Here is a 26,352-nt window from a genome sequence, read left to right as displayed (position 1 = left end):
AATCGGGCACGCCAGGACCGACCGGGCTCGCCGCGACGAGGGCACTCGCTGCTCGCCGGGTTGCGGGCGATGCGGGCGATGCGGGCGGCGGATGATCGTGCTCTACTCAGGCCCGAAGAATCTTCACGCTTACACTTGTTCTCGTGGACCCACGGGCTATGGCGAGCCGCTCTGCCAGAGCCTCTCCGGCCCAGTGCTCGACGAACTGGTCGCGGGCCGGGTCCTGGCGGCCGTCGAGCCGGCGGCGTTGGAGGCGAGCCTCAGTAGTTCGGATACTTGTGGCTTGAGGGGGTCAGGGGGTGACGTAAGTATTCGGTAAACCCGTCATCCTTGGTCGGCGCGCACCTCCGCATCACGCGGATCGCCGAATCCCGCGTCCTGACCGCCGCATGGTATGCCTCGGGCTACGCCACGGGCGTGTCCTGGCTCGCCGGATACGTGCTGGCCAACGACTGGTCCGACGTCCACTTCATCGCGGGGATCGTCGTCGTCTCGTGTCTCGTCTGCTGGGTCTATGAACTGGGCTCCGGCCCGCCTGAGCGTTGAGGCTCCAGACCGAGCGGGAGGCCCTCGAGGCCGCCCGCCACGGTCTCTCTTTTTAGCTATCGGGCGACAAACGACGACCTCGATACCCCCAGGGGGATGAAACCTGACTTCTCGACGGACGCTGGGCGCGCGTCCTCGAAGTGATCTTGCCGGGGATGTTGCCTCGGCCAACGGGGCCTGCGAAGAGGGCCTGGCGAGTCACGCGGTCGTCGGTCCGGCCTCCTCGTGCTCTCTCGCCGAATTCTTGGAGATGAGGTCCCCGGTCCGCTCGTAAGAGCAGCCAAATTTTTTGGGAAGTCGTGTCGAATCAGGGCATCTAGTGGCTAATAAGTAGTCGAAGTCTTCGGAGAAATAGGGGCGTATGGTTTTGCCAACGCTTTCATTCTTGCGGGAGGGGCAGAGCGGCGAAGCAAGGCGGGGTTTTAGAGCTGACTTCGGCCAAATCCCCGCTGGCTGGAATTCGAGCCGAGGCCTTTGGGCTTGAATTTGGAAGAGGTACCCCCGACGAACGTCTTGCGCAAGCGTACCCGGGTGAGCAAGTTGCCTGGACAGGGGCTGCTCGCGTGGTATCTCCTTTGATCTCACCCAATCAGGGTAGTCATGCCGTAATCTCGAAATCGCCGGGGCAGACCACGAGACCGCCGACGGCCATGAAGCCCTTCCTCAAAGTTTCTGGACATGCTGGAACCGCTTGAAATCGAGTCCGTCATCGATGAAGTGCTGCGGGGCAATAAGGATGCGTTCCGGAAGATCATCCGCGACCGCTCCTTGTTCCTGCGGAGCTATATCGCCGCCTACATCCACCACCTGGATGTGGTCGACGACTTGGCCCAGGATGTCTTCTTCGCCGCCTTCCGCGGCCTCGGCGAGTTCCGCAAGGGGGATAATTTCGGTGCATGGCTGAGGGGAATTGCACGAAACAAGATTTGTGAATATTTCAGGAACAACTCTCGTCAGCGCAAGGCTATGGAGCGATTCCACGAGGATGTCGCCCGAGAGATAGGGGCGAGGCTCGAGCATGCTGTGTCGGCGGACCGTTCGGATTCGATCGAGGCGTTGTTGGAGTGCATCAGCAGGCTCCCGGGGCGCATGCGACGAGTCGTCCGCTCCGGTCTCGACGGAGGTAAGCCTGTGGACTTGGCCGGCGAGTTGAATACGTCGGTCGGCGCAGTCTATCGCCTCCATTACCGGGCGAACCAACTGCTCAGGGAATGCATGCTCAAGGTGTTGGAATGATGGACGACGACCTGATCGACCTGCTCGCGGCCTGGCGAGGGAAAGAGATCAATCGACCTCACGCCGAGCGGTTGCTGGCAAGACTCCGCGAGGACGGCGAGTTTCAGCAGTCGTTCGTTGACGAGATCCGCCTCCTCGGCATGCTCAAGGCCGTCCAAACCGCGGAGCCGCGATGGCTCCTGCTGCAGGAGATGTTGGGGTGGGGGGCTGAGGATTCGGCCGAGGACGAGGATCACGAAGACGACATCATGAGGAGGGTCCACGGCGCTGGATCCTCGACACGGCCTGTGTCGCAACCGAGGCTCTGGGGCCCCCTCGCGGCGGCAGCGGTCTTCGCGATCGTTTTCACCGCGCTCCTCTGGCCGAGAACGAAGCGAGAGGTCCCATTCTCGGCGAACCGGCCGTTCGCGGGCGATGGGGCGAAGTCTTTGGCGATCGTGACGGACCTCGCGTCGGCGCAGGGAGAGCCGTCCGGGCACCCGGCGCTTTCGGTCGGGGCGATCCAATCGCCGGGCCGGTTCCGCATCCTCTCGGGCCGTGCCACGCTCCTCTTCCTCAATGGCGTGATTCTGACTTTGGAGGGCCCGACGGACATCGACCTCGTCTCCATTGACACCATCTTCTGTCGTCAAGGCCGGCTGCGGGCCAGGATCCCAAAAGGGGGCGAAGGGTTCGTCGTCATCAGCCCAAGATCAGTCGTGGTCGATCACGGGGCCGAATTCGGGCTGAACGTCGAGTCCGAAAGGACCTTACGGGTTATGGTCTTCGAAGGCACGGCCGAGGCGACCCTGCTCGACCGGTCGGGCGTTGCCCAAGTCACCCAGTTCGTCGACCAGGGACAAGAGTTCGAGTTCGACATGGACTCCGGCCGAGTCGCCGAGGGCGATGCCCAGCCGTCGCGTTACATCCAAATCACTGAGCCGGAGCTCCCGGAACTCCGCCTGGCCCCGGCCTATCCCGACGCTGTGCGGAGGTCCCGGCCCAAGGGCTTCTGGAGGTTCGAGTCCCTGGTCGATGGGCGGGTACCGAACGAAGTCTCAGACGGGCCGAGGCTTTGGGCAAACGGGCCGGTGGCCTTCTCCGGCAAGGCCGAAGGGAACGGTTTCGCCCTCTTCACGGCCGGCTCGCCCGGTCAATTCCTGACCTCTGGCAACCTGTGGAAGCTCTCGTCTCGGCCGGGCTACGCCGTCGAATTCTGGTTCTTGGCCGAGAACTTCGGCCGGGCCTCCTTGGTCGGCCTCTTCCCCGCCCCCGAGATCTTCCCGGCAGGTCATCGCTCGCGGTATGTCCACGCGTTCCTCACGGAGACGACGGCTTACGAAGGCCGTTCGTTGAGCAGGCCGGGCTCGGTCGAATTCCTCCGCCGTTGGCCGCTCGAAGTCGATGTCGGATCCAGCATCTTTTCCAACGACATCTGTCTCCCGAGGCGTTGGCATCACGTCGTGGCACAGAAGGATGGAGTAAGGATGGACCTCTTCGTCGATGGTGCCTGGGTCCACACGACCACGCAGGAGCCGGACCACCCGGACCTGTATTGTCGGATGGTCGTCGGCCGTCGGACAATCGACCCGCTCAATCCGATGGACAGCCGCTCTTTCGTCGGCCGGTTCGACGAACTCGCCATCTACGACCATCCGCTCCCCGCCGAGCAAATCCGTGAGCATTTTCAGTTGGCTGCCCCGCCGGCGCGCGAGGAGTGATTGTCAATGGTGGGCTCGCCCGCATGACCTGGCACGTCGGGCAGTCGCGGGCCCACCATTTAGACTTCGACGCGCACGGCGGCCCGACCCTTTCACGATGCGACGCGGTCGATGAGGCTCGAACCAGCACCCTTGGGGAAACATGTGTGGGCCTTCTCCGGAAACCGGGACGGCAGGGCGATGAGTCGATTAAGGGCGGTGGCGATGTGCCTGGCCCCGCTGGTCTCTTTCTCAGCCGTCGGCTGCGATGGCAGGATCACCGAGGGGCGGGCCAATACCTCGGCGTTGGCGAAGAAGGCCAATGCGAACGGCAGGGATGCGGTTCGTCGGTATATGCAGGCCAAGGACAGGGCGAGCAATGCGAGCAGCCAAGGTAAGTATCGATAACGAACCCGAGCGGCGATAGCCTCGACGAGAAAGGTTGCCCTCCCAGAAGTGAAGCTTGGCACAAGAGTCCGCCTTGTTCCCACGCGAAGAACATGGGAGTGGTCGGCCAGCAGGCCAGCGACCGGGGCGGCGGATGACTCGAAGGTTATTCGGACAAATACACGAATCTTCTAGATTGGCCCGTCCCTATCGCGCGGCATTCTTCCTCTTCTTTCATCGAGTCGGGAGAATCCATGTCAAGGAGTCGTCGCGGTCTCGCCCTCATCGAGATGCTCGTGGTGATGGCGACGCTCTCGATCCTGATCATGATGTTGCTGCCGGCGATGCAGGAGGCGCGAGAGGCGGCCCGACGCGCCCGTTGCGTCAACAACCTGAGGCAATTCGGCCTGGCGCTCCACAACTACTGCCAGGCGATCGGCACCTTTCCGTTGGCCAACACCCGGGCGCACACCGACATGCCCGCGGACGGCTCGACGCTCACGGAGTGGGGGACCTTCGGGGCGCATGCGATGTTGCTGCCCTACCTCGAACAGCACGCGATCTACAATTCGTGCAACTTCTCCTGGACGACCTACGAAGGGCACGGGGGTGGCTCGTATAACAACATCACGGTCTGGGACACCGCGGTCGCGGTTTTCCTCTGCCCCTCGGACGGCAACGCGGGCAAGGACCATTTCAATAGCTATTTCGGCTCGATCGGGACCGGGACCGACCCGTATTCGGATCACACTAATGGGCTCTTCGCCCCCTGGGCCGGCTTCACCATCGCCAGCGTGACCGACGGGACTTCCAACACGATCGCCGCCGTCGAGGAACTCGTCGGCGACTATGAGAACCTGGGCGTGAAGTATCGCTCGGTGGTCTCGGGCGTCTTCGACGGCGTTCCCGACCGCCTGAAGTTCGACGATGCACGCACGGACCTGCCCGCGGTCATGGCCGCGGGCGATCATTGCATGCGGACGATGATGTTGAACGGCCCCGGCAGCAACCCGAATAAGGGGATGCGTTGGCAGATGGGCTCGCCCGGGATCACGATGACCAACATCATCATCACGCCCAACTCGCGACGGTTCACCTTCTCGGCCTGTCGGTGGAATTGCAACCCCGGCTGCGGGGCCGACTTCGCCCACCTCGAGGTGCCCAGCAGCAACCATCCGGGGGGGCTGAACGTGCTCTTCGCCGACGCCTCGGTCCATTTTTTCAAAGAATCAATCAACCAGCATACGTGGATGTCTCTCGGGACGCGAAATGGTGGAGAGGTCGTCTCCAACGATGGCGACTGATCGAGCCCTGCGACCGCGGGCCGGCGTCGGGGCCGGGCCCGCTCCCGCTTCGATTATATGAGAAGGAAGACCGGCACGACGTCGGGCAACGGATGTGGCGCCCTGCGCAGTCCGAGATCTCCGACGAACGTTCGGGGGCGACGTTCGCCCTACCCCTCGTCCCACAGCCCTGGAGACCCTATCTCGATGCGTCCTCATCATCCCCTGGCGATCGGCCTTGCCCTGGCGGTTTCGGCCGGGTCGTTCCAAGGCTGCGGTTTCGGCATGGCCCCGACCCCGCTGTCGCAGGCCCAAGTCCTGAAGGCCGACGCGAAGACGCAGAAGTCGATGCGCGATTATTACCAAAGTCTCAAGGGTAAGGGAAAAGGCAGGCCCCGGGCGCGGTAGTGGGCTACCGTCGTCAGAGGAGGGAGACGTTAACGGCCCCGTACGCAAGCGCATACATCGAAGGAGCATAGACAGCAGCCGGAACGGTGGCATCGGTCGACCGCCGGTGGCCTCGGATCTCCGAGCCCAGATACCAAGCCGGGTGCAGTGTCGCGATCCCCTTGGCGGGGGGCCCTCGCCCCAAATCCTTCTTCTCGTCGGTGTCCGGAGCCTCAAGCCTGTTCGGCGGCCCGTCGCTTCGTTGTCACGAATCCCGTTTTCCTCGCCCTCGCCGGGCGAGGTCGTTGCCTCGTTCGTATCGTCCTAGTTTTCGATTCCGGAGGATGCTCATGTCAGGGAAACGTCGCGGTTTCACGTTGATCGAGCTGTTGGTCGTCATCGCGATCATCGCCGTCCTCATCGCCCTCCTGCTGCCCGCGGTGCAGTCGGCCCGCGAGGCGGCCAGGCGGGCCCAGTGCATCAACAACCTCAAGCAGTTCGGGCTGGCGATCCACAACTACCACCAGGGTGTGGGTTGCTTCCCGATGATGAGCGCCGCCGCCCAGACCGCGCCCGGGGCCGGCTCCACGACCTGGGGCACGTTCGGGGCCCATGCCTTCCTGCTCCCCTATCTGGAGCAGAACGCGGTCTACAACTCGTGTAATTTCAGCTTCGCATGCTACCCCCGGACGCCGCTAAACTCCGACGGGACCTGGACCAACCTCACCGTCTGGGAGACCAAAATCTCCGCGTTCATGTGCCCTTCGGATGGCCAGGTCGGCATTGAGAACAATAACAACTACGTGGGCAATTTCGGCACCGGCACGGATACCACGTCCTCCGACTCGAACGGCCTCTTCGCCAACCTTGTCGCGTATAGTGTGGCGAATGTCACCGACGGGACCTCTAACACGATCGCCGCGACCGAGGTCCTCGTCGGATCGGGCGGGACCTGGAGCGAGACTGAGGACACATCCAGTTTCTCGGGCCCGGTCCAGAAATACCGCTGGTATAAGTCGGGACTCAGCGGCAATACGGCACTCAGAGATGCGAGGATGAACATGCCATCGGTCTTGGCCATGGCCAACCAGTGCCAGGCCGCGATCACCAGCCCGAGCTTCCGCACCAACACGGGCTACCGCTGGGCGCAAGGGACGGTCGGGTTCACCTTCACCAATATCATCTTTCCCCCCAACCCGTCGAACTACACGTTCTCCGCTTGCCGTTTCGGCTGCGGCGACGACTGCGGAGTGGACACCGCTTCCATCATGACGGTGAGCAGCAACCACGCCGGCGGGGTCAATGTGGCCTTCGCGGACGCCTCGGTCCGCTTCGTCAAGTCGACCATCAACCAGAGCACCTGGATGGCAATCGGCTCCCGCGACGGAGGCGAGGTCGTCTCCGCCGATAGCTACTGACCGTGCCGAGCCCCCCACCCGCTCGGGCCTTCAGGCCCGGGCGGTTACGCCTCGGCGGTCCGCAACCGGCGGGTGGGGACGTCGGCGAGTCGCCCGGGCGTGGACGAGCGCGGATGGCCCCACCCGCGCGACCCGTCGTGATCGACCTCGACGTTGAAGCCGGCGTCCGAACGATCGTCCGCCGCCCACGTTTTCCCCATGGATCTCGAGATGCGACATCGAAACGGTCGATTGCCGATGCGAACCGCGGCTTGGTTTGTCGCGAGTGTCCTGGTTGCCGGGGTCGGGACCCTCGGCGCCCCGCCGGTCGTCTCTCCTGAGCAGGCCACATTTTTCGAAACGAAGGTCCGGCCAGTCCTGGTGGAGTCGTGCCTCGGCTGTCACGGCGCGGAGAAGCAATCGTCGGGGTTGCGGCTCGACGGCCGGTCCGCACTCCTCGAAGGGGGGGAGAGCGGCCCGGCGATCGTCCCCGGCGAACCGGAGCAGTCGCTCTTGATTCGGGCCGTGCGGCGGACTCACGAAGCGCTCAAGATGCCACCGAAGCGGGCGCTCACCGCGCCCGAGATCGACTCGCTCGTCGACTGGGTTGCCCTGGGCGCCCCCTGGCCCGAGGACGTCGTGTTGAGAAGGGCACGAGGGTCGGACGTATCGCCACACTGGTCTTACTTGCCCGTCCGCCCCGGGCCCCTCCCCGGGGTGGCGGACGAAGCATGGATTCGCACCCCGATCGACAACTTCATCCTCGAACGACTCGAGGCGATGAAACTGGCCCCCTCGACGACCGCCGACCGCCGGACCCTGATCCGACGCGCCACGTTCGACCTGACCGGATTGCCGCCGACCCCCGAGGACGTCGAGGCGTTCGTGAACGACCCCGGGCCGGGCGCCTACGAGCGGGTCGTCGAGCGGCTCCTGGCGTCGCCTGCCTACGGCGAGCGCTGGGGGAGGCACTGGCTCGACGTCGCCCGATACTCCGACACCAAAGGGTATCTGTTCAGGGAAGAACGGCGATATCCATATGCTTACACTTATCGCGATTACGTGATCCGCGCGTTCAACGAGGACAAGCCGTACGACGACTTCATCCTGGAACAGCTCGCCGCCGACCGACTCGGGCCCGGGTACGACCCGAGAACCCTGGCGGCCCTGGGTTTCCTCACGGTCGGCCGGCGGTTCCGAAACAACGAGCACGACATCATCGACGACCGGATCGACGTCGTCGGCCGAGGCCTGCTCGGCCTGAGCGTTGCCTGCGCCCGCTGCCACGACCACAAGTTCGACGCGATCCCCACCGAGGATTATTACTCGCTCTACGGGGTCTTCGCCAGCTCCTTCGAGCCGGAGATCTTGCCGGAGCTCCCAGCGTCGGCGACGGAGTCGCTCGCACGCGACTACCGTGAGAAACGCGCGGTGCTGGAGAAGGCGAAAGGCGACCACCTCTCGGCGAAGCTCGCCGAGATCCGGGCCGATTACCGCAGCCGAGCCGGGCTCTACCTCCGCACGGCGGCCGGCCTGGGCTTCGCGTCGGATCACCCGGCGCTCGAGGAGCGGGCCAGGGCCGTCGGGCTCGGCGTCGATCGGCTCTCGAATTTGATCAAGCGCTGGCGAGCCAGGCTCGCCGCAAGCCGAGCGACCGCCGACCCCGTGTACGCCCCATGGCTCGCGCTCGAGTCGATCCCGGCGGCCGAATTCGCGATCAAGGCCCCCGGCGTCGTCAGGTCGTTGGCCGGGGCCGACGGGCCGAAGGTCGTCAATCCCGTCGTCGCTCGGGCGTTGGCCGAGGCGCCGCTCGCGACGTTGGCGGAGGCTGCCGAGTGCTACGGTCGACTGTTCGATGAGGCCGAGAAGCGTTGGCATGAGGCCGAGGCGGGTGGAGCCAAGGCCCTGCTCGACCCCTCCTGGGAGCAGCTTCGGCAGGAGCTCTACGCCGAGGGCCGCCTCGCGACCGTGCCGGCTTCGGAGCTCGGAGGGCTCCTCGATAGGGCCGAAGAGGAGCAGATCAAGGAGTTGAACAACAAAGTCGTCGCCCTCGAGGCGACGCACCCCGGTACACCCCCCAGGGCCATGGTATTGAACGACCGGTCCAGGCCGGTTGAGCCGCACGTCTTCCTCCGAGGCAACCCGGGAAGGGAGGGTAAGACGGTGCCGAGGCGGTTCCTCGCGGTGCTCGGCGGTCCGACGCGAGAGCCGTTCCGGCTCGGGAGTGGCCGGGTCGAGTTGGCGAAGGCGATCGCGCACCGCGACAATCCGCTGACGGCCCGGGTGATGGTCAACCGGGTCTGGATCCACCACTTCGGGACGGGATTGGTGGCGACCCCCAGCGACTTCGGGACGCGGGGCGAGCCGCCGACGCACCCCGCCCTCCTCGACTGGTTGGCGGACGACTTCATGCGTCAAGGGTGGTCGGTCAAGTCGCTCCATCGCCGGATCATGCTCTCGAGCACCTATCGTCAGCAAAGCCGATCCCGCCTCGAGGCGGCCGCGAAGGACCCCGAGAACCGACTCTATTGGCGCTACAATCGTCGACGGCTCGAGTTCGAGGAGCTCCGCGACGCGATCGTCGCCGTCTCCGGGTCGCTCGACACGACCTTCGGCGGTCTTCCTTTGGCGATCACCGAGCCGCCGTTCCCGGCGCGTCGGACGGTCTACGGGTTCATCGACCGGCAGAATCTCGACGGGGCCTATCGCACGTTCGACTTCGCCACCCCCGACTCCAGCAGCCCGAGGCGGTTCGTGACGACCGTGCCGCAGCAGGCACTCTTCCTGATGAATAGCCCCCTGGTCCTCGGAGAAGTCAGGCGACTAGCCGCGTCGGGCCGGTGGCAGGACGGACCGCCCGACGCTCGCATCAGTGCCCTCTACTTTCGGGTGTTCGGCAGGGCCCCAAGTCCCCATGAGAAGGCACACGCGATCGCCTTCCTCGGACCACGAGCGAGGGGGGAGGTGCCGTCCCCCGACTCGGCCTGGTCCCTCGGCCGCGGTCGGGTCGACGAGGCCGCGGGCCGCGTGATCGGATTCCGCACGTTGCCCCGAGGGACGGGCGCCGGCGAGGCGTGGCCGGACCGCCCCGAGTCCCCGGCCCCCGACGCCTCGTGCCTCCGCTGGACGGCCCCGAGGGACACACAGCTCGAGCTCTTCGGCACCCTCGCGCACAACGGGTCGCGAAGGGATACCGTCCTGGCCCGCGTCGTCTCGTCCCGCGCGGGAGTGCTCAAGACCTGGCGACTCTGCGACGAGAGGGTCGCCACGTCGTTGGCGAACCTCGCCGTCAGGAAGGGTGACACGGTCGACTTCGTCGTCGAGTTCCCGGGCGGGTCGGGCCCCGGCCCGATCGTCTGGAAGCCTTCTCTCCGTGAGACGGTATCCCCTCGCGAGTCCTGGGATGCCCCGGCCAATTCCTTCGCCCCGGCACCCGCTGGGCTCTCGCCCTGGGAGCAGTACGCCCAGGTGTTACTGATGACGAACAATTTCATGTTCGTCGACTAAATTTTATCACAACCGGATTTCGCAGGGTAGTCTGGGCGGCGGCCCCGGCGGGGCCGCGGACCTCGGCGGCCGCCGCCCGTCCGACGAACCGATGGTCGGTGTCCGTGCCGAGGCGGCCCTACGAGCGGAGTTTCTTGATGACACGCCATCCGTCGCGAATCGTAAACCCACCGATGACCCGCCGCGAGGCCCTTCGCCGGGGCGGCATGGGGATCGGAGCACTGGCGCTGTCGGGCCTGATGGCCGAGGCCGGTCCCGTCGACGTCAATCCGCTGGCCCCGCGCGCCCCGCAATTCCCGGCCAGGGCCAAGCGGGTCGTCCACCTTTTCATGAACGGCGGACCCTCGCACATCGACACATTCGACCCCAAGCCGCTCCTCGCGAAGTATCACGGCAAGCCCATCCCCTCGCCCCGGCGCACCGAGCGGAAGACCGGCGCGGCGTTTCAGTCGCCGTTCGCGTTCAAGCGCCATGGGCAGAGCGGGCTCGAGGTCAGCGAGCTCTTCCCGAAGACGGCCGAACACGCGGACGACCTGTGCGTGATCCGTTCGATGCAGACCGACGTGCCCAACCACGAGCCGTCGCTGATGCTCATGAACTGCGGGGAGGCCCGGCTGCCACGACCCAGCCTCGGGTCGTGGGTGCTCTACGGCCTCGGGACCGAGAACCAGAACCTGCCCGGATTCCTCGTAATGTGCCCCAACGGGTACCCCGTGCAGGAGTCGCAGAACTGGCAGTCCGCGTTCCTCCCCGGGACCTACCAGGGGACGTACGTCGACACTCAGCATACGGACATCGAGAAGCTCGTCGCGCACATCAAGAACCAGTCCGTCGACCGCAAGACGCAACGCGCCCAGCTCGACCTCCTCGTGGAGCTCAACCGTGAACACCTGGAGCACCGAGACCGGGAGGCCGACCTCGAAGCTCGCATCCAGTCGTTCGAGTTGGCCTTCCGGATGCAGACCGAGGCCGGCGACGCGTTCGACGTCAGCCGGGAGCCGGAAACCATCCGAGCGTTGTACGGCCCAGGTACTCATGCCCGGCAGCTCTTGATCGCGCGCCGGATGCTCGAGCGGGGCGTCCGGTTCGTCCAGGTCTGGCACGGCGACTTCCAGCCCTGGGACAGCCACGACGATATCGAAACCCAGCACCGCAAGCTCGCGGGCGAGTGTGATCAGGGCATCGGCGCGTTCCTTTGGGACCTCAAGCGACTCGGTCTCCTTGACGAGACCCTCGTCCTCTGGGGAGGCGAGTTCGGCCGGACTCCGACCGTCGAGCTCCCATCTCCGGGCGCCAACGAGGGGCGGATGAACGGCCGTGACCACAATCACTACGGATTCACCATGTGGATGGCCGGGGGGGGTGTGAAGCCGGGCCATGTCCACGGTGCCACCGACGAGTTTGGCTTCGCGGCGGTCGAGAAACCGGTCCATGTCCACGACCTCCACGCGACCATCCTCCACCTCCTCGGGTTCGATCATGAGCTCCTAACCTATCGTTACGCCGGGCGCGACTTCCGCTTGACCGACGTCCACGGCAAGGTCATCCACGATCTACTCGAGTAGGCAGGGCTACCGCACATTCAAGTCTTGATCTCGCCGTATTTTAAGTCGCGAAAGCAAAAAAGCGGTCGCTTTTCAGTCGAGGATTGACTCTTCGAACGGCTTCTTTGGCCGCGCGACGAGTTCGCGCGATCGCGGATCCGGTCCCAGTGCTCCTCGCGTCAAAGCCCACGAATGAGGGCTCTCTCACGTCGTTGGTCCGGAACGCCGGACCAGACTCCTGGGACGGCGATCGGAGGCGGAGCCACCGGGAGGACTATGGGCGGGCTCACGGCCATCCCGCCGTCGTAAGCTCACGCGCCTCCATAAGCTTCCTCGGCCGTGAGGATGATGCGGGCGATTTCGATGAGTTTCTTGTTCTTGTCACTGGCAAGCCTCTGGAGCCGCCGAAAGGCTTCGGGCTCGTCGAGGCTGGCCTTCTTCATGAGGATGCCTTTCGCCTTTTCGATCGTCTTTCGATCCTCGAGGGCTTGCTTCAGATCGGTGGCCTCCTTGTGGAGGGCCTGGAACTGCTCGAAGCGGTGCATGGCGATCGCGATCGCCGGCTCGAGATCGGCCTGCTTGATCGGTTTGACAAGGTAAGCCATGACGTAATCGGTCTCGGCCCTCCGCACGGTGGCCGTGTCGTGATGAGCGGAGACGAGGATGATCGGCAACGGCGCCTCCTTGTAGATTCGGGACGCCGCGTCGATGCCGTCCATGTCGGGCATCTTGATATCAGTGATCACCATGTCGGGGTGCGTGGCCCGGCACTCCTCGACCAACTCGCGCCCCGTCTGGGCGGCCGCGACGACCTTGTGGCCGAGTTGGGGCAGGATGCTGCGGAAGTAATCGCGCATGTCCAGTTCGTCGTCGGCGACAGCGATCCTCAAAGATGTTTTCATGTTTAAAATCTCGGCAAGGTGATGATGATTTTGGCGCCGGGGCCCTGGCCTTCGCCCACGGAGATCCGGCCCCCGTGCGCCTCGACGATGCGACGGGCGATGGCCATCCCCAGGCCAGTCCCCTTGGTCTTCGTGGTATAGAACGGCTCGAAGATCCGCCCGCGGTCCTGCGGGCCGAACCCGGGCCCGTTATCGGTTAGGGTCACGCATACGGCGGACTGCCCATCGATCTCGCTCGGGATACAAGCCACCTCGATCACGACCGGGTCGGAGCAGGCGACCAGAGCGTTCTCGAGGATGTTGCGGAAAACCTGCCCGAGTCGGAAGGGGTCGACGTCGCATGGGATTTCGGGCGAGGCCAGTCGTTCTCTGAGGGTTACCGACCGGCCCACACGCAGGTGTTCTAGCTGGGCCCAGGCCTCGCGCCAGATCGAGGCCAGGTCGCAGTGGTGCCGACCGAGCAGGATCGGGGCGGCGTAGCCGCGGACGTCCTCATAGAGGTGGTGGAGGTCATCCTGGGCCTTCTGGAGGCGGTCGATTAACCCGAGCGCATCCGGCCTGTCGCGGACGTGCAGGGCGAGCATCTCCAAGCAGGCCTGACTACGTTGGAGGGCATTGCGGCTCTCGTGGGCCAGTCCGGCGACCATCTGGCCGATGGCGGCGAGGCGTTCGGCCCGGATCGCCCGCTCCTCGGCCCGCCTGCGCTCGGTGATGTCCCGGTAATTGGCGACGATCGCCCCGACGCTCGGGTCGTCGAGGAGGTTCTGGCCGACGGCCTCGAAATGCCGCCACGTCCCGTCCGCGTGCTGGAGCCGAAACTCGGTCGTCACGGGCATGCCGGGACGGTGTATCGCCTCGTCCAGGAATTCTCGCTTCTTCGCCAGGTCGTCGGGATGGACGATGGGATCCCGGAAGATATTCCGGCCGACGCGGTCGAAGGGCCGGTAGCCGAGCAACCTCTCGATGGAAGCGCTCTGGTAGAGCACGGCGCCGTCGACGGATAGAACCGTAATAATATCCGAAGAGTTCTGAACTAATAGCCCGAATCGTTCCGCCGCGCGCCGGAGCTCCTCTTCCGCCCGCTTACGCTCGGTGATGTCGCGATAGATGACGACGGCACCCTTGATGTCTGTACAGTCGTAGATCGGGCTGGCGTTGACGCTCATCCATCGGCTTTTAGCGGCCCCGGGCTGCGTCACGAACACCTGCTCGTCGACGACCTGTTCACCGCGGAGCGCCCGGTAAAGTGGGATCTCCCGGGGCGAGTCGGTCGATCCGGTGTCGGCTTGGCGGACACAGCCCACGTGGGCCCACTCCTGGGCGGGCGCCGCCACCCTAATCGGACCGATCAGACGCTTGGCAGCGGGGTTGTAAAGCTGGACTCTGCCCTCTGGATCGGCGACGACGATGGCGTCGGATGCACTCGCCATCAGCGAATGGATGATCTCCGACTGGCGTTTCAGCTCGAGCCCGGCTTGTTGGCCCGCGGCGATTCGCCCTAGCCTACTCCGCAGGTCGTCGGGCGAGATCGGTTTCAGGATGTAGTCCGTCGCCCCCTGGCGGAGGGCGGAGACCGCCCCCTGGAGGTCGGAATACCCCGTGACGACGATGACATCGGCCGCGGGTGCCTCGTGCCTGATCCGCGGCAGCAACTCATCGGCGGTCGCATCCGGTAGCTTGCGATCGAGGATAATGGCAGAAAACCGCGACCAGTCATCCCGCGCGAGGGCTTCCGCGGCCGTGCCGACCGATTCGACCTTGTGGTCGTCCAGTTCCAGGATATCTCGCAGGTTGGCGCGGGTGTCCGCATCGTCCTCGATGACCAGGATGTGGAGGGGGATGACCGAATTCATCTGTATTCATCCTGGCATCTTGGCCAATCGGTCCAGGGTCTCGAGCAGCCGGGGGACGTCGAGGGGCTTGTAACAGGTCACATCGGCCCCCTCGGCCAGCACCCTCTCGACGAGCGAGTCCATCTCGGGACGGCAGCCGGTGACCAGGACGGTTCGGGCCCGCGGCTCGGACTCCCGGACCAGTCGGAAGACCTCGCCTCCGTCGCTCCCCGGCAATTTCATATCGATGAGGACGACCTGGAATGCGGTGTCCCGGACCTGTTCGGCGACACCGACGACGTCGTGAGCGAGCGCGACGCGGTAGTCTCGCTCGCGGAGGATCTGCCACAGGTTCTCACACAGGTCGCGGTCGTCATCCACGACGAGGACCAGCGGTTGGCGTTGCGCCTGCTCGACCAGATTGAGGAGCCTCGGTATCTGAACCGGCTTGGCGAGCACCTGCCAAGCACCCGCGACGATTGCCTCTTCTGACGTGTTGCCGCCGGCATAGGCGGTGATCAGGATCGCCATCGTCGCGGCACGGATCTTCTTGATCTCGCGATAGAGCGATAGCCCGTCCATGCCCGGCATCCTCAGATCGAGCAGGGCGACGTCGAAGTGGGCTTGTCGCACCAATTCCAACGCGGAGGGGCCGTCGTACGCGCAGACGACCCGGTAGCCGAGGTCGGTAAGGATGTCGGAGAGGTTGTCGCAGATGTCCGGTTCATCGTCCACGACGAGCACGCGAGGTTCGTATGGATTCGCCATGAGGATTACCCCATCCTTTCTCGCTCAGGAGAGGCTGTCATCCTCACGGTGAAGACGCTGCCCTGGCCAGGCGTACTCTCGACACGCAGGCTACCCCCACACTTGTCGAGGACGGCCCGCACGATCGCGAGCCCAAGACCAAGCCCTCGAGCTTTGGTCGAATAGAGGGGCTCAAGGATGCGGGAGAGGTTCTCGCTAGGAATGCCAATCCCAGTATCGGCGACCGCGACCTCCAAGGCATCCCCATCGACGCGGGCCGAGATCTTGAGCTCCCCGCGTCCTACCATGGCGTCGCGGGCGTTGCGGATCAGATTCCCAAAGACGATGCAGAGCTGGCCGGCGTCGGTAAGGGCCGGCGGAAGTGATGCCGGGAAGTCGAGAGTCACCGTAATGTCCTCGCCCGGCGGGTAAGACTCGAGCGACTCTCGAATGCAAGGCTCGAGCGGCGTGGGAGACAGAGTGGGTATCGGCATCCTGGCGAAGTTCGAGAGCGTCGTGATGACCCCGTCTGCGAGCTCGACTTGACGTTCGATCCGGAGTAGATGTTCCCCTTTCTTCTCGGGGGTCGGATTACGTGCGTTGAGCAGATAGTAAACCGAGGTCTTTACCACATTCAACGGATTGCGGAGTTCGTGGGCTACGCCCCCGGCGATCTGGCCGAGCGTCGCCAACCGCTCGCTTCGCTGGAGCCGGGCGGAGTACTCGGCCTGATAGGCATCCTCGATTTTTGCCAGATCGAGGTCAAGGAGCTTGTTGAGAGAACGAATCGCTCCCACCAGCCCGGTCCGGTCTCCAGGCCAGCATTCGCCCAAGAGCCGCACCAAACCGTCCCGGACTCGGGATAGGGCCAAGTTGGTGTAAACTTGGTCCAAGCCAATCTCGACGTGTCGTGCGCCGACCCTCCAGCGCCGAGCAGCGAATTCGCGGTCGTAGCGGCCCTCGAACAGGTCGCGGAGCCAACTGAGCAGTAACCCCTTCAGTCGATCGATCTGGGCCTGGCCGCCGGTGAAGACTTTATGAGCGCCGGGATGGCGCGCGATTTCGGCGTAGAAATCCTCGACCAGGGAGAGGAGGTGCGGTTCCAAGATTGGGGCGAGGCCACGCACCCTTTCCAGATCGTCGTCCGCCCAAGCAACGTAGGACTGGAACTCCTGATATCTTTCGAACAGAACATCGACGTCCATCTCCGCTCCTTTGGGCCGAATTACCGACCAAAAAAAGCCCATGCGCCCGTGGTGATGCGGACGCATGGGCTCTCTAAACCCTGGTCGGGCGGCCCCTCGCGAGCGACCCGTACACTGAGGAACCAGTCTACAAAGAGTATGGCGAAATGTAAGTCCTCGTCGCGGAATCGGGTGGGGCGACTCGCATCAAACGCTATTGAGAATCTTTCAAAGCACGGCATTGACGCATGAGGAACGCTCCGTTACCTTGTAGCCATCGTCGCTCATGAAAGGCGACGGTCGAGGCCAAGGCGGCCCCGTCGTGCGGATCTTCGCGCGGCCGGGGCTTTTCGTTTGCGCCTCGCCCTCCTCCGAAGGCCGGAGACCCGGGTCCCCCCACGCCCGGGCCTGACGTCCGCGGCAATGACCGCCGCCCCAAGCTTCGCGGATGGCTCGACCATCCCGTTGCCTTTCGGAGCCGGCATTATGATAGACATTTGCAAATCACCTCTTGAAATCGCAGCTCAGACTGCCAGGCCGGTGACAGAGCCGGAGAATAGGGAACTTGAGGCCCTCCGGCGACTCCGCAAAGGCGGTTATTCCGCTTTGCAGAGCCTCTCCTGCAACGTCGAAGGGCCAGACCTTTCTATTCATGGCCGACTGCCCACCTACTACCTGAAGCAAGTTGCCCAGGCGATCGTCGCGCAGGTTGAGGGCGTGCGCCGGGTGATCAACCACATCGAAGTCGAATCTCCCTCGGGACGTCGAATCTCGAGGGTATGAGCGGGGGCGCCGATACAGCGAGTCGGCGACCTTCGGCCTTCAATCGCAGTTACTCGGGAAGAGTGGAACCGCTCCGAGCACCCTGGAAGGAGTCGAGAACGATGCTGGTCCTGACTCGAAAGCTGAACACCACAATCGTCATCGACGGCTGCATCCGAGTCACCGTAGTGGGGATCCGAGGAAATCAGGTCCGCCTGGGGATCGAGGCCCCCGGCCATGTCAGCATCTTCCGGGAAGAGTTGTGCACCGGGAATTGCGAGAAAGATCCCTGGGACCACCCCCAAGGCACGGTGTCGATCCCACATTGAACGGCCCCCGCGTCGATGCCTCGGCGCACCTGATAGACCGGATGCCCTTCCGCATGGGAATTATGGGAATCGGCGTATCGCGCACGATGGCGGCAAACGACCAATTCCATAAATAATATTCCCATACATACAATTTTTCAAAACTACAGCAATACAGGACTGTTACAACGGAGCAAGGCGGACCATGGCAACAACGGGGCTCAGTGGGAAAGAGGCGATTGAGCCAACGAATCGTCCCTCCCAAGATGAGGAGATCCGGCTCTACAGCCGCTCCAACATCTTCTACTGGTGGCCGGTGTGGGCCCTTGGCTACATCCTGGCACTGATGACCTACTTCGATGGCGGCCGTCTGGCGGTCGTTCCCCAGGGCACGGAAGCGAGGCGAGACTGGCGAGTGGAGGTGACCCCAGGGAAGCTGGAGGCGCGCGAGGGCCTGATCCTCCCGCGTGGCGCCTCCCTCCATCAACCGCACCCATCCCCGACCAATGCGGCGAATTCGGTCGGAGCTCGGTCGAGCCCGGAGCAGCCCCACGTCCACATGGCAACGAGCCCGTACATGGGGACTTGGTTCCTCCTGACCATCCTGGTGGTCTTCGTCAGCACCCATGCCCCGCTCCGCGGATTATGGGAATGGGTGTCCGTGCTGGTCATCGCGCTCGTCGTGGCCCTGATCGCCCTCTACGGCCTTTGGGGGACGATCCGAGACTGGTTCCTGCTACTCCACGTCCAGATTAGCATGGCCGGCTATGTCTTCCTCTCGACGTGGCTGGTCGCGATCTGGCTGGTCACATTCCTGTACTTCGACCGACTCACTTACATCATCTTTTCGACGGGTCAAGTCCGGGTCCGGCAGGCGATCGGCGAGGGCGAGAAGACGTATGACGTGACGAATATGAGCCTCGAGCTCCAGCCCAACGTCTTCTTCCGCCACCGCGTGCTCGGCTTCTACGACGCTGGCGATCTCATCGTCCGGACCGGGGGGCCACGCCCGGAAGTCTTCCACTGGCCGAACGTCCTTCGCGTGCGCTCCCAGGTGCGGAAAATCGAACGGCTGCTTCAGACCAGGGAAGTCGAGTGAGGTTCGCACCCGTGTCCCGGCCCGATCTCGCGAATGGCAGGGCCCACACCCCGCACGTCCCACTTCCGGACGGTCGAGTGACTCGGTCGAGGGGCGACTCCTCGATCCGCCAATCGGGTTCGATGCCGAGGGTCGAAGCGCCGGCCCCCCACGTCCCAATCCGCCGGTCCGCTCGGTCGCGAGCCGGTCGAGAGATCGCCGGTATGACCCTTGACGCGCGATGGACCGGCCTTTAAGCTAAGCACTTGTCGCTCGCGAAGGGCGACGGTCGAGGCTATGGGGGCCCCGTTGTGTAGACCATCGCACAACCGGGGCCTTTCGTTTGCGCCTCAACTCCCCTCCGATGGTTGGAGATCCGGGTCGCTTGCGGCCTGGACCGATTCCCCGCGGTAATGGCTGCCGCCCATACTTCGGGAGGTAGCCCATGTCCCTAGCCCCAACCCTCTGCCCACCGGCTCGAACCACTCGGCCTCGAACTCGGCCAGCACGGCGGCCGGCTCGCGACTCAGTCACTCCGAAGCAGGAGATGCCCCCAAGAAGCGACCAGGCGAGCTCGGAACAGACCGTCGACCTCGTCCCATCGAACGACGAAGCTTTGCTCAGTCGCTATAGGGATGCCCACCGTGCGGGGGATCTCGACGAGCTCTTCCGCCGCTACTCCGGCGAGCTCTCCCACTACTTCGCCCGCTATCTCGGGGACTCGGCTATGGCCGAGGATGTGCTCCAGGACACATTCCTCCAGGTCCACACCAAGTGCCACTTGTACCGAGACGGCTGGCCGGCCCGCCCCTGGCTCTATTCCATCGCCATGCATCGGGCGGTCGACGCGCTGCGCCGCGCCCGGCGGATGCCCAGGATCCGCTTCGATCAACCAGTCGCGGCGGATGATCCCACGACCCTCGGAGAGCTGGTGGCCAGCGATGACCTCGGCCCGCTCGAGGAGCTCCAACGACAAGAACGGCAGGAGTGGGTCCGCGGAGCGTTGTCACGGTTGGCCGAGCCGCATCGGCAGGTCCTGGTTTTGAGCTACTACCAGGGACTTTCTTACGCCGAGGTCGCCGAGCTCATGGACATTCACCTCGGGACGGTCAAATCGCGGCTGCATACGGCAATCTCACGCATGCGCACGATGGCCGAACAGTCGAGGAGATTTTGAGCCCATGGAACCCTCCGAGCTGCTGGATTACGCCCTCGGCCAACTCGACGGCCGGGGACGCGAACGACTGGAGCGCGAGCTCGTACGAGACCCGAGGCTGGCCGGGATCATGGCGCGCCTCGTTCAGAATCTCGCACGTCTCCTCGACGACGGACGGGAGCGCGGTGCGGCAACGGTGCCGTCCTCCCCTCCGATTCCGGCAAATTCCCTCGAGACGGTCAAACCACCTCGGGCCGAAGTCCCAAACGGTGGACGGCCCAAGGAACTGCATTGAGTCTTCGGCCGATCGAGCTCGTGGTCCGGACAGGTCGATTCTGTAGTCCGGGTCCCATTGTTCCGGAGCGAGGTACGTCAATGATGGTCGTGTTGGTCGGAGACTGGTGGGCCTTGGCCTTGCGAGGGCTCGCCGCAATCTTATTTGGCGTCGCGGCCTTCACCTGGCCGGGCCTGACGCTGGTTGCCTTAACGCTCCTCTTCGGGGTTTACGCCCTCGTCGACGGCGTCTTCACGCTCGTCGCGGCGATCCGCGGCCGTACGGGTGTGCTACCCTGGTGGGCTCTCCTCTTCGAAGGTTTGATCGGGATTGGGGCAGGAATGCTTACGCTCGCGTGGCCGGGACTGACCGTGCTGGCGTGACTCTATCTGGTCGCGGCCTGGGCCGTGGCCACGGGAGTCTTCGAGGTCGTTGTGGCGGCCCACCTCCGAGGGGCGATCGCGGCGGGCTGGCTCCTTGCGCTGGTCGGCATCTTGTCGATAGGGCTGGGAGTACTCCTCATACTCCGGCCCGAGTCCGGTGCGTTGGCTGTGGCCTGGTTCATCGGGGGCTATGCTCTTGGCGCGGGGATCCTGCTGCTCGCCCTTGCCCTCCGGATCCGCTCCTGGTCCCGCCAAGTCAAAATTTCCTATACATAAAATCAACTAAAAACATTTATGTTTAGCCCGACGACTCGACCACGCCGGTGGAAAAATGCGATTCCGGCGGGAAGCTCGTGAACTTTCCGCCGGCCGGCTGCGATCAGGAGGGATGAGGTCGTCGGCCGCTCGCGATGGGCGGTTCGGCCCAAGGCTATGGTGGCCCCGCCATGCGGACCCTCGCATGGGCGGGGCCTTTGTATTTGGCCTCCGCCGCCCGCCAATCGACGCCTCAGGGGCTTCTCGCGGACCATCCCACTGCGCGGTGACACGTTTCAAATGTGCCCGAGAGGAGGATGCCCAAGGTCTTGGCCACCGAGGACGAGCGAGGCCACAGGGATGCGACCCGCGGTCGATGGCGAGCTGGATCGCGAATCGGATCGCGAGCAGACCAAGCCGGTCGACGGCCAATCAGGCCCCCCCGATCACTAACGCCTCAGGGCGTGACGATCTCCAGGTACTCCGGCGCGACCATGAGTGCTGGGGACAGAGGGCAGTCAAACGTCCGGAGCAGCCATTCGACAACAGTGCCCGAGAGGACTCGACCGGATCGTCTCCGGCCGGAGACCCGGCCCGCCGGGACGACCTCGGTGGGCACGAACGCCGAAGCCGCCTCACGGCGGAATCCGGCGAGGAATCGAGACCTGCATCAAAGGAGAGAGACATGGCGGAAGTGAAAGAGGCCCCCAGGGCCAAGGCCGAAGTCCCCCAAGGTCAGGCGAAGGCGACGACGAACCTCCCGGAGCGGGGGACGCCAGCCGCCGAGCAGCTCGCCCGCCGTACACCGCCTCTGACGTCGCGTGCGGGGAGCCCGTTCGCCTTCGCCCGGCGCTTCGCCGAGGAGATGGACCGCTTGATCGAGGAATTCGGAATCGCAAGCGGCTGGCACACGCCATCATTCTTCACGCGTGGTCATGAGCTCCTTCGACGCGAGGCCGGACTCGTCGACGCCGAGTGGTCGCCTCGGCTCGAGGTCAAGGAGCAAGACGGCCGGCTGCTCGTCCGCGCCGACCTGCCGGGGTTGGGCAAGGATGACATCAAGGTCGAGCTCTCTGAAGCCACGCTCACGGTCCAGGGGGAGCGGAAGGAAGAGAAGAAGGACGAACGCGAGGGCTACTCCTACAGCGAGTGTTCCTACGGTCGATTCTACCGCGCCATCCCGTTGCCCGAGGGGGCCGATACGACGAAAGTGACCGCCGAGTTCCATAACGGCGTCCTCGAGGTCGGCATCCCAGTGACTCGGCCCTCCGAGCCACATCCCCGTCGCATCGAGGTGCAGGAGAAGAAGTAGTCCGATCGCCACCGCCGTTGGTGCGGCTCTCCTCGGGACCGGAGCCAGGCCGTCAATCCGCGTTTTATAGGATGTTGGGTACGAAATACCCGCTCCGTCCCGGGCATTTAGCCAAAATGGGCGGTTTGGCGGACCCTACGTTTCTAAATTCCAAATAGTTCCAACCTCTTGAAGGCAGGAGGGACGAGATGAAAGACGACAAGACGCTGCAGAGCGATGTCCTCGACGAGCTCCAGTGGGAACCGAGCGTCGACGCCGCGGAGATCGGAGTCACCGCCCGCGAGGGCGTCGCGACCCTCACCGGCTTCGTGCTGACCTACAATGAGAAGGTGACGGCCGAGCGCGTGGCCAAGCGAGTCCATGGCGTCAAGGCGGTCGCCAACGACCTCGAGGTCCGGCCCCTCGGCGCGGGCGAACGCACCGACACGGACATCGCCCAGACGGTCCTCGATGCCCTGCAGTGGAAGTCCTACGTCCCGGGCGACCGGCTGAAGGTCGCGGTGACGAAGGGCTGGGTCACACTCGAGGGCGAGGTGGACTGGCATTACCAAAAGGAGGCCGCCGAGACCGCCGTACGGCCCCTGCTCGGCGTGCGGGGCGTCCTCAACGAGATCACCATCAAGCCGAGGGCGTCGGCTTCGGACGTCAAGTCTCGGATCGAGGCGGCCTTCCTGCGAAGCGCCGAGCTCGACGCGAAGAAGGTCCGCGTGGAGGCGCACGACGGCAAGGTGACCCTGAAGGGCGACGTCCGGTCATGGGCCGAGCGGCAGGAGGCGGCGAGGACGGCCTGGTCGGCGCCGGGGGTGACCCAGGTCGAGGACCTGATCACGGTCACGCCCTGATCAGACATCAGGGGATTTCGGGGACCGACCCGCCCAGCGTTGCGGGTCCGTCCCGGTTCTCCCCACGAATCCGGGGAGGTCGTATCGTCCCGAATGCACCGGCCCGCAAGTGGACTCAAGGGCTTCTCCGGGCGCCCGAGGCCGCCTTCGAAAGAGGACGACGGCCAGGGCCGGGTCAGGCCCCCGAGGGAGTATTCGTATGCTCAGCGTGATTCGCTGTGCCCTTTGGTTGTTAGCCCGTCTGGTCGTCCCACTCCGGTACCGGGTCCACGTCCATGGCTGGGAGCGGGTCCGCGGCCTGAAAGGGCCGGTGCTGCTCCTGCCGAACCATCCGGGCTATGTCGACCCGGTTCTTATTCTTACGTATTTTTATGGGGCCTTTCGACCGAGGCCGGTGCTCTACGAGGAGAACTTCCGCAACCCGGTCCTCCACCCCCTGGTGAAGCTGACGCGCGGCGTACCCGTCCCCGACCTCGACCGGCCCAGCCAGGAGGCGCTTCGGCGTGCCGAACGAGCGACGGCGGAAGTGATCGAGGGGCTTCGCCGCGGGGAGAACTTCGTGCTTTGGCCGTCTGGACGACTGGAGCGAGAGGGGTTGGAGCGGTTGGGTGCCGCGCGATTGCTGACGGACATACTACGCGCCGTCCCCGACGCGACCGTCGTCCTGGTTCGAACCCGCGGTGTCTGGGGTAGCATGTTCAGCTACGCCCGAACCGGACATTCACCTCGCCTCGGGCAATGCTTCCGGATCGGACTTCTCTGGCTGGCGGCGAACCTGCTTGTCCTGATGCCACGCCGCCGCGTCGATATCGGTGTCGAGCCCATCGATCGCGGCGAATTGCCGGAGTTGGAGCGTGACGCAGTCAACCGCTGGTTTGAGGCCCGGTACAACCCCGAGGGCCCGGAGCGGCCGAGCTTTGCTCCATACCATTTCCTCTTCGGACCACGGAGGCATGCGTTCCCGACGGAGCCCGCGCCGGCCGAACGCGAGGTCGCCCTCGATCAAGTTCATCCGGACACCCGCGAGGCCGTCGCGGAGATGATCGCCGACAAGCTGGGCCGGGCGCCGACCGAGGACGAACTTCACGCCGGGACTCATCTCGATGACCTCGGCCTGGACAGCCTGCAGAGGATGGATCTGGCGTTGGCGGTCGAACAGCGCTTCGGCTTCTCCGCCGACCCGGCACCCACCACGATCGGGGGACTCCTGTCCTTGGCCCAGGGGATGGCGGGAAAGGCGCCACCAAAGCCGGCGCCGGCGGAATGGTTCCAGCCCCCATCCGACGACGTGCCGGCCCGGATCCTGGGAGAGACGATCCCCGAGGCCTTCGTCGCGCGCGCCCTTGCCAACCCTCGCGGTGTCGCCGCGGCTGACGACTTGTCCGGTGTGGTTTCTTACGAACGGCTGCTCGTGGGCGCGATCGTGATGGCCCGTCGCTTCGAGCGGCTGCCGACGGCGAACGTCGGCCTGTTGCTGCCCGCGTCGGTGGCCTGCGACACGATGTTGCTCGGTTTGTACCTGGCCGGAAAGCTGCCGATCCCGCTCAACTGGACCACGGGGCCAGCATACATCCAGCATGCCGTCCGGCTGACCGGTGTTACTCATGTGATTACCTCGTGGCGCATGCGAGACCGAATGGGGCTTACGATCGAGGGGGTCCAGTTCCTTGACGTCGAGGATTTGCAGAAGGAGGTAGGCCTGTTCGAAAAGGCCAGCACACTGCTGGCAGTGCGCTTGATGCCCGGTCGCGTCCGCAAGCAGATCCCGCGGCCTCAACCCGACGCCGCCGCGGCGATCCTCTTCACGTCCGGGTCGGAGAAGGCGCCGAAGGCTGTCCCGCTGACGCACCGCAACATCATCGCCGACCACCGAGGTGCCCTGGCCGCGCTCCGGCCCACGCGGAATGATTCCCTGCTCGGGTTCCTGCCGGTGTTCCACAGTTTCGGCTTCACGGTGACGGGGCTACTTCCCCTGCTCGGGGGCATCCGGGTCGTCCACCATCCAGACCCGACGGATTCCACGGCCCTGGCCCACAAGGCATCCTCCTACCGACCGACCTTCGTCATCGGGACCGCTTCATTCATCGAACACCTCTTCGACCGAGCCGGCCCCGGAGAGTTGGATTCCTTGAGGATCGTCCTCGTCGGTGCGGAGATATGCCCGCCCTCACTGTTCGAGAAGGGCCGACGGGTTGTGCCGATGGCCCACCTGCTGGAAGGGTATGGCATCACGGAGTGCTCGCCGGTAGTCGCGGTAAATCGACCCGATGCCAACCGCCCAGGTACGGTGGGCCAACCCATGGCGGGCGTCGAAGTCTGCGTGGTCGACCTGGAGACGGGCGAGCGGGTGCCGACAGGAAATATGGGCATGTTGCTGGTCGGCGGCCCGACCGTGTTCCCCGGCTATCTCGGAGAGGAGGTCTCGCCTTTCGTGGAACGGCAAGGGAAGCGCTGGTATGTCACCGGCGACCTGGCGGAGATCGACCCGGACGGATTCATCCACTTCCGCGGGCGGCTGAAGCGGTTCCTGAAGGCGGGCGGCGAGATGATCTCACTACCGGCCCTGGAGGAGCCGTTCACACTCCGATATCCGGCGGACGAGAAGGGCCCGCGCGTGGCGGTCGAGGGGGTGGAGACCGAAGGCGGACGGAACATTGTCTTGTTCACCACCGAGCCCATGACCCTCAAAGAGGCCAACACCCGGCTGATCGAAGCGGGCTTCCGCGGCGTGATGCGGCTGGACGGAGTACGTCCCCTAGGCGAGATCCCTGTGCTCGGGACCGGCAAGATCGACTACCGTCGGCTGCGTGCCATGATCCCTTCACAAAATCGAGCTATAGTGTCGAGCCCTCCGGAATAAATCAACCAAAACCATGGATGATAAATAAAGAAAATTGGGAAAATTTATTTGTAAAACAATTTGAAAACATCACCGTTCTAGAGCCGTTACCCCGGACCACGATTCGGCTCAAAATGTACATCGTGTTTTCACTCTTTCGAAGAACTCGGCCGGCCCACTGATTCGAGGGGGGGTGAGAGGAAGTCCGAAGGCATCAGGGACTTATTTATAATACAGATGTTCACTGATGCTTAAGATCGGCCTACACTCCCGAGCCTACCTCCGAATGACAATTTGGCGAGACGGGACCGACAACAGTTGGGGTTCGGGCTCGCGGAAACCTGCGAAGGATTGGCGAAACGATGGCTGCGGGCACATCGGCCGCCGGCACGAAACAAACTCGGCACCGGACGGAGTGGATCGGAGGAAATCCACACAGGATGCTGCCGAACGATTCGGGCTCATCAGTGAAGAGGAGTGTTCGCCTCGAGACCTCCCGGATGTCGGGACGG

25 protein-coding genes are annotated in these 26,352 nt (G+C 64.4%); 20 read left to right on the top strand and 5 right to left on the bottom strand.

Going from position 1 to position 26,352, the window contains the following annotated elements; all coding sequences use genetic code 11:
- Positions 1-91 precede the first annotated feature (91 nt).
- The 8 genes from ACYOEI_RS27060 to ACYOEI_RS27025 all read left to right on the top strand — a co-directional run bounded on the left by ACYOEI_RS27060 (position 92) and on the right by ACYOEI_RS27025 (position 6,936).
- Positions 92-319, top strand: a complete 228-nt coding sequence (locus ACYOEI_RS27060) for a hypothetical protein (RefSeq protein WP_462852764.1) — start codon at positions 92-94, stop codon at positions 317-319.
- Positions 320-330: 11 nt separating this feature from the next.
- Entirely contained in the window at positions 331-546 is a 216-nt protein-coding gene (locus ACYOEI_RS27055) for a hypothetical protein (RefSeq protein WP_462852763.1), read from the top strand.
- A gap of 678 nt (positions 547-1,224) precedes the next feature.
- Positions 1,225-1,782 (top strand): sigma-70 family RNA polymerase sigma factor, encoded by a 558-nt coding sequence (locus ACYOEI_RS27050; protein WP_462852762.1) that lies wholly within the window; start codon positions 1,225-1,227, stop codon positions 1,780-1,782.
- The gene (locus ACYOEI_RS27045) at positions 1,779-3,482 is read left to right on the top strand and encodes a LamG-like jellyroll fold domain-containing protein (protein ID WP_462852761.1); all 1,704 of its coding nucleotides are present in this window, start codon (positions 1,779-1,781) and stop codon (positions 3,480-3,482) included. Before ACYOEI_RS27050 ends, ACYOEI_RS27045 begins: the two co-directional genes overlap by 4 nt.
- Positions 3,483-3,662: 180 nt before the next feature.
- Positions 3,663-3,869, top strand: a complete 207-nt coding sequence (locus tag ACYOEI_RS27040; RefSeq protein ID WP_462852760.1) for a hypothetical protein — start codon at positions 3,663-3,665, stop codon at positions 3,867-3,869.
- Positions 3,870-4,102: 233 nt separating this feature from the next.
- On the top strand, positions 4,103-5,152 hold the full coding sequence (locus ACYOEI_RS27035) for a DUF1559 family PulG-like putative transporter (protein ID WP_462852759.1): 1,050 nt from the start codon (positions 4,103-4,105) through the stop codon (positions 5,150-5,152).
- A gap of 186 nt (positions 5,153-5,338) precedes the next feature.
- A complete protein-coding gene (locus ACYOEI_RS27030; RefSeq protein ID WP_462852758.1) occupies positions 5,339-5,539 on the top strand; it encodes a hypothetical protein in 201 nt (66 codons plus the stop codon).
- Positions 5,540-5,868: 329 nt separating this feature from the next.
- On the top strand, positions 5,869-6,936 hold the full coding sequence (locus ACYOEI_RS27025) for a DUF1559 family PulG-like putative transporter (protein WP_462852757.1): 1,068 nt from the start codon (positions 5,869-5,871) through the stop codon (positions 6,934-6,936).
- A gap of 44 nt (positions 6,937-6,980) precedes the next feature.
- Here the strand turns inward: ACYOEI_RS27025 and ACYOEI_RS27020 are convergent, their stop codons facing one another.
- Complete coding sequence (locus ACYOEI_RS27020) at positions 6,981-7,136, bottom strand: hypothetical protein (RefSeq protein ID WP_462852756.1); 156 nt, start codon at positions 7,134-7,136, stop codon at positions 6,981-6,983.
- Positions 7,137-7,173: 37 nt separating this feature from the next.
- Here ACYOEI_RS27020 and ACYOEI_RS27015 point away from each other — a divergent pair, with 37 nt between their 5' ends.
- Positions 7,174-10,422, top strand: coding sequence for a PSD1 and planctomycete cytochrome C domain-containing protein (locus ACYOEI_RS27015; RefSeq protein ID WP_462852755.1), 3,249 nt, complete (start codon positions 7,174-7,176; stop codon positions 10,420-10,422).
- A gap of 137 nt (positions 10,423-10,559) precedes the next feature.
- Positions 10,560-11,987, top strand: a complete 1,428-nt coding sequence (locus ACYOEI_RS27010; protein ID WP_462852754.1) for a DUF1501 domain-containing protein — start codon at positions 10,560-10,562, stop codon at positions 11,985-11,987.
- Between the two features lie 290 nt (positions 11,988-12,277).
- Here ACYOEI_RS27010 and ACYOEI_RS27005 read toward each other — a convergent pair whose 3' ends face one another.
- From ACYOEI_RS27005 to ACYOEI_RS26990, 4 genes are read right to left on the bottom strand one after another with little or no spacing between them, the layout of a single operon-like run.
- The gene (locus tag ACYOEI_RS27005) at positions 12,278-12,868 is read right to left on the bottom strand and encodes an ANTAR domain-containing response regulator (protein ID WP_462852753.1); all 591 of its coding nucleotides are present in this window, start codon (positions 12,866-12,868) and stop codon (positions 12,278-12,280) included.
- 2 nt (positions 12,869-12,870) lie between these two features.
- Complete coding sequence (locus ACYOEI_RS27000; protein WP_462852752.1) at positions 12,871-14,721, bottom strand: PAS domain S-box protein; 1,851 nt, start codon at positions 14,719-14,721, stop codon at positions 12,871-12,873.
- A 6-nt stretch (positions 14,722-14,727) separates the two neighbouring features.
- A complete protein-coding gene (locus ACYOEI_RS26995) occupies positions 14,728-15,468 on the bottom strand; it encodes a response regulator (protein ID WP_462852750.1) in 741 nt (246 codons plus the stop codon).
- 5 nt (positions 15,469-15,473) lie between these two features.
- Positions 15,474-16,652, bottom strand: coding sequence for a sensor histidine kinase (locus ACYOEI_RS26990; protein WP_462852749.1), 1,179 nt, complete (start codon positions 16,650-16,652; stop codon positions 15,474-15,476).
- Positions 16,653-17,054: 402 nt separating this feature from the next.
- Here ACYOEI_RS26990 and ACYOEI_RS26985 point away from each other — a divergent pair, with 402 nt between their 5' ends.
- From ACYOEI_RS26985 to ACYOEI_RS26940, 10 genes are all read left to right on the top strand, one after another.
- Positions 17,055-17,414, top strand: a complete 360-nt coding sequence (locus ACYOEI_RS26985; protein WP_462852748.1) for a BON domain-containing protein — start codon at positions 17,055-17,057, stop codon at positions 17,412-17,414.
- A gap of 101 nt (positions 17,415-17,515) precedes the next feature.
- Positions 17,516-17,722, top strand: a complete 207-nt coding sequence (locus ACYOEI_RS26980) for a carbon storage regulator (RefSeq protein WP_462852747.1) — start codon at positions 17,516-17,518, stop codon at positions 17,720-17,722.
- 184 nt (positions 17,723-17,906) lie between these two features.
- Positions 17,907-18,800, top strand: a complete 894-nt coding sequence (locus tag ACYOEI_RS26975) for a hypothetical protein (protein WP_462852746.1) — start codon at positions 17,907-17,909, stop codon at positions 18,798-18,800.
- Positions 18,801-19,326: 526 nt separating this feature from the next.
- Positions 19,327-19,956 carry an RNA polymerase sigma factor gene (locus ACYOEI_RS26970; protein ID WP_462852745.1) on the top strand — a complete coding sequence of 210 codons (630 nt, stop codon included), beginning with the start codon at positions 19,327-19,329 and terminating at the stop codon, positions 19,954-19,956.
- A gap of 4 nt (positions 19,957-19,960) precedes the next feature.
- Positions 19,961-20,230, top strand: coding sequence for a hypothetical protein (locus ACYOEI_RS26965; RefSeq protein WP_462852744.1), 270 nt, complete (start codon positions 19,961-19,963; stop codon positions 20,228-20,230).
- Between the two features lie 80 nt (positions 20,231-20,310).
- Positions 20,311-20,592 carry an HdeD family acid-resistance protein gene (locus tag ACYOEI_RS26960; protein ID WP_462852743.1) on the top strand — a complete coding sequence of 94 codons (282 nt, stop codon included), beginning with the start codon at positions 20,311-20,313 and terminating at the stop codon, positions 20,590-20,592.
- 6 nt (positions 20,593-20,598) lie between these two features.
- Positions 20,599-20,868 carry a DUF308 domain-containing protein gene (locus ACYOEI_RS26955; protein WP_462852800.1) on the top strand — a complete coding sequence of 90 codons (270 nt, stop codon included), beginning with the start codon at positions 20,599-20,601 and terminating at the stop codon, positions 20,866-20,868.
- A gap of 664 nt (positions 20,869-21,532) precedes the next feature.
- A complete protein-coding gene (locus ACYOEI_RS26950; protein ID WP_462852742.1) occupies positions 21,533-22,159 on the top strand; it encodes an Hsp20/alpha crystallin family protein in 627 nt (208 codons plus the stop codon).
- 188 nt (positions 22,160-22,347) lie between these two features.
- Positions 22,348-23,001, top strand: coding sequence for a BON domain-containing protein (locus ACYOEI_RS26945; RefSeq protein WP_462852741.1), 654 nt, complete (start codon positions 22,348-22,350; stop codon positions 22,999-23,001).
- A gap of 199 nt (positions 23,002-23,200) precedes the next feature.
- The gene (locus ACYOEI_RS26940) at positions 23,201-25,861 is read left to right on the top strand and encodes an AMP-binding protein (protein WP_462852740.1); all 2,661 of its coding nucleotides are present in this window, start codon (positions 23,201-23,203) and stop codon (positions 25,859-25,861) included.
- Positions 25,862-26,352: the final 491 nt, after the last annotated feature.

This window comes from Singulisphaera rosea (assembly GCF_054877945.1).
The sequence above is the reverse complement of the archived record's forward strand: the minus strand, read 5'-3'. Positions and strand labels throughout refer to the sequence as shown.

What these genes read in the sequence shown, in the direction of transcription:
- ACYOEI_RS27060 (WP_462852764.1), top strand. Translation starts at nt 92, where the DNA reads ATGATCGTGCTCTACTCAGGCCCGAAGAATCTTCACGCTTACACTTGT.
- ACYOEI_RS27050 (WP_462852762.1), top strand. Translation starts at nt 1,225, where the DNA reads ATGCTGGAACCGCTTGAAATCGAGTCCGTCATCGATGAAGTGCTGCGG.
- ACYOEI_RS27045 (WP_462852761.1), top strand. Translation starts at nt 1,779, where the DNA reads ATGATGGACGACGACCTGATCGACCTGCTCGCGGCCTGGCGAGGGAAA.
- ACYOEI_RS27040 (WP_462852760.1), top strand. Translation starts at nt 3,663, where the DNA reads ATGAGTCGATTAAGGGCGGTGGCGATGTGCCTGGCCCCGCTGGTCTCT.
- ACYOEI_RS27035 (WP_462852759.1), top strand. Translation starts at nt 4,103, where the DNA reads ATGTCAAGGAGTCGTCGCGGTCTCGCCCTCATCGAGATGCTCGTGGTG.
- ACYOEI_RS27030 (WP_462852758.1), top strand. Translation starts at nt 5,339, where the DNA reads ATGCGTCCTCATCATCCCCTGGCGATCGGCCTTGCCCTGGCGGTTTCG.
- ACYOEI_RS27025 (WP_462852757.1), top strand. Translation starts at nt 5,869, where the DNA reads ATGTCAGGGAAACGTCGCGGTTTCACGTTGATCGAGCTGTTGGTCGTC.
- ACYOEI_RS27020 (WP_462852756.1), bottom strand. Translation starts at nt 7,136, where the DNA reads ATGGGGAAAACGTGGGCGGCGGACGATCGTTCGGACGCCGGCTTCAAC.
- ACYOEI_RS27015 (WP_462852755.1), top strand. Translation starts at nt 7,174, where the DNA reads ATGCGAACCGCGGCTTGGTTTGTCGCGAGTGTCCTGGTTGCCGGGGTC.
- ACYOEI_RS27010 (WP_462852754.1), top strand. Translation starts at nt 10,560, where the DNA reads ATGACACGCCATCCGTCGCGAATCGTAAACCCACCGATGACCCGCCGC.
- ACYOEI_RS27005 (WP_462852753.1), bottom strand. Translation starts at nt 12,868, where the DNA reads ATGAAAACATCTTTGAGGATCGCTGTCGCCGACGACGAACTGGACATG.
- ACYOEI_RS27000 (WP_462852752.1), bottom strand. Translation starts at nt 14,721, where the DNA reads ATGAATTCGGTCATCCCCCTCCACATCCTGGTCATCGAGGACGATGCG.
- ACYOEI_RS26995 (WP_462852750.1), bottom strand. Translation starts at nt 15,468, where the DNA reads ATGGCGAATCCATACGAACCTCGCGTGCTCGTCGTGGACGATGAACCG.
- ACYOEI_RS26990 (WP_462852749.1), bottom strand. Translation starts at nt 16,652, where the DNA reads ATGGACGTCGATGTTCTGTTCGAAAGATATCAGGAGTTCCAGTCCTAC.
- ACYOEI_RS26985 (WP_462852748.1), top strand. Translation starts at nt 17,055, where the DNA reads ATGACCGCCGCCCCAAGCTTCGCGGATGGCTCGACCATCCCGTTGCCT.
- ACYOEI_RS26980 (WP_462852747.1), top strand. Translation starts at nt 17,516, where the DNA reads ATGCTGGTCCTGACTCGAAAGCTGAACACCACAATCGTCATCGACGGC.
- ACYOEI_RS26975 (WP_462852746.1), top strand. Translation starts at nt 17,907, where the DNA reads ATGGCAACAACGGGGCTCAGTGGGAAAGAGGCGATTGAGCCAACGAAT.
- ACYOEI_RS26970 (WP_462852745.1), top strand. Translation starts at nt 19,327, where the DNA reads ATGCCCCCAAGAAGCGACCAGGCGAGCTCGGAACAGACCGTCGACCTC.
- ACYOEI_RS26965 (WP_462852744.1), top strand. Translation starts at nt 19,961, where the DNA reads ATGGAACCCTCCGAGCTGCTGGATTACGCCCTCGGCCAACTCGACGGC.
- ACYOEI_RS26960 (WP_462852743.1), top strand. Translation starts at nt 20,311, where the DNA reads ATGATGGTCGTGTTGGTCGGAGACTGGTGGGCCTTGGCCTTGCGAGGG.
- ACYOEI_RS26950 (WP_462852742.1), top strand. Translation starts at nt 21,533, where the DNA reads ATGGCGGAAGTGAAAGAGGCCCCCAGGGCCAAGGCCGAAGTCCCCCAA.
- ACYOEI_RS26945 (WP_462852741.1), top strand. Translation starts at nt 22,348, where the DNA reads ATGAAAGACGACAAGACGCTGCAGAGCGATGTCCTCGACGAGCTCCAG.
- ACYOEI_RS26940 (WP_462852740.1), top strand. Translation starts at nt 23,201, where the DNA reads ATGCTCAGCGTGATTCGCTGTGCCCTTTGGTTGTTAGCCCGTCTGGTC.